Source organism: Gordonia sp. p3-SID1431 (assembly GCF_025143765.1).
GTDB lineage: Bacteria > Actinomycetota > Actinomycetes > Mycobacteriales > Mycobacteriaceae > Gordonia > Gordonia hongkongensis.
In genome coordinates this window covers 1-1,642 of record NZ_JAMBDT010000189.1, presented here as the reverse complement: position 1 = coordinate 1,642, position 1,642 = coordinate 1, and the positions used below count along the sequence as shown (strand labels likewise).

The 1,642-nt window shown below is 64.4% G+C and carries 1 protein-coding gene; it reads left to right on the top strand.

The genetic code is table 11. The features are described from left to right. Positions 1–62: 62 nt before the first annotated feature. The gene (locus M4D77_RS23720; protein ID WP_311199339.1) at positions 63–1,466 is read left to right on the top strand and encodes an IS1380 family transposase; all 1,404 of its coding nucleotides are present in this window, start codon (positions 63–65) and stop codon (positions 1,464–1,466) included. Positions 1,467–1,642 lie beyond the last annotated feature (176 nt).

Here is a 1,642-nt window from a genome sequence, read left to right as displayed (position 1 = left end):
TCTGCCTTGTGATTATTGATTCACCACAAACAAATAGTCACAAGAAGAAAGGCACCTCGCAGGTGAAGAATAACGTGTATCCCGAGTTGACGGTGGACCCCACGCGCACTGAGTCGGTGCTGACAACCTCGGGCGGGGTGTTGCTGACGAAAACCGTGCAGGTCTCGGGCCTGGGAGCCGAGCTGACCGCGGCGATGGCGCCGTGGCGGACCGCGGCGACGGTCCATGATCCGGCCAAGATCGTGCTGGATCTGGCGCTCACCTTGGCGACCGGTGGTGACTGTGTGGCCGATGTGGCCACAGTCCGGGCTCAGCCACAGTTGTACGGGCAGGTGGCCTCTGATCCGACGATTTCGCGGGTGATCAGCAGGCTGGCTACCGATGTCGAGGCGGTCAGTACCGCGATCAGCGCGGCTCGCGCCGCGGCGCGGGAGCGGGTGTGGGGCATTGCCCGCCCGTTGGAGGGCACTGCGGGCAGCATCGATGGCGGGCTGGTGATCGTTGATCTCGATGCCACGACCGTGACCGCCGGCTCGGCCAAAGAACAGGCCCAGAAAACGTATAAGCGGGTGTTCGGGCATTCCCCGATGTGTTCGTTCGTCGACCACGGCGCCTTCGGCACCGGGGAAACACTGAACCTGGACCTGCGGCGTGGAGGTGCCTCACCCAAAGGTGCGGACATGCACATCGCGGCCCTCGAGGCGGCGTTGGCCCAGCTGCCCGCCGCTGAACGCGCCCAGGTGCTCATACGTACCGATTCGGCCGGGTGTGCCAAAAAGTTCCTGGCCCACCTGACCGAGCAGAATCTGCAGTACTCGGTCGGGTTCACCATCTCTGAACTGGTCAAAGACGCATTGGACGTGCTGCCTGAGGCTGCCTGGGTGACCGCGATCAACACCGACGACGCCGATCCACGAGCTGATGCCCAGGTCGCCGAGATCACCGACCACATGCCGCGCTCGGTCCGTGACACCGAAACCGCCTACGAGCCCTGGCCACCCGGGATGCGGCTGATCGCGCGCCGCGAATATCCCCACAACGGAGCCCAACACCTCATCACCGACATCGAGGGCCGCCGCTACACCGTGTTCGCCACCAACACCCGCGGCCGCGGCTGGACACTGCCGATCCTGGAACTGCGTCACCGTCAACGTGCCCGCGCCGAAGACCGTATCCGCTGCCTCAAAGACACCGGCATGGCCAACCTACCGTTCGACTCATTCGCCAAAAACCAACTGTGGCTCGATATCGTCGCCCTGGCCTCCGACCTCATTGTCTGGACTCAAACCCTCGGCTACCACCGCCACGACCCCATCCGCCGCTGGGAACCCAAACGCTTGCGCCACCGCCTGTTCACCGTCGGCGGCAAGATCATCACCCACGCCCGCACCACCACCCTGCGACTACCCACCGACTGGCCCTACAACCACCACATACGCCACGGCTGGCAACGCCTCACCGCCTAACCAGCCCCTCGGTCACCGCGCCCCGTCACCGCCGCCCACCCCACCTCAGAACCCGAACAACCAGCGAACCCAACGCTGGCGATCCACCCTGCCCACACACCAGCACCAACCATCAAAAGGCGACACCGACAACCGATCGGCGAAACCCTACCCACCCGTGAAAGATTCAGGCTGAG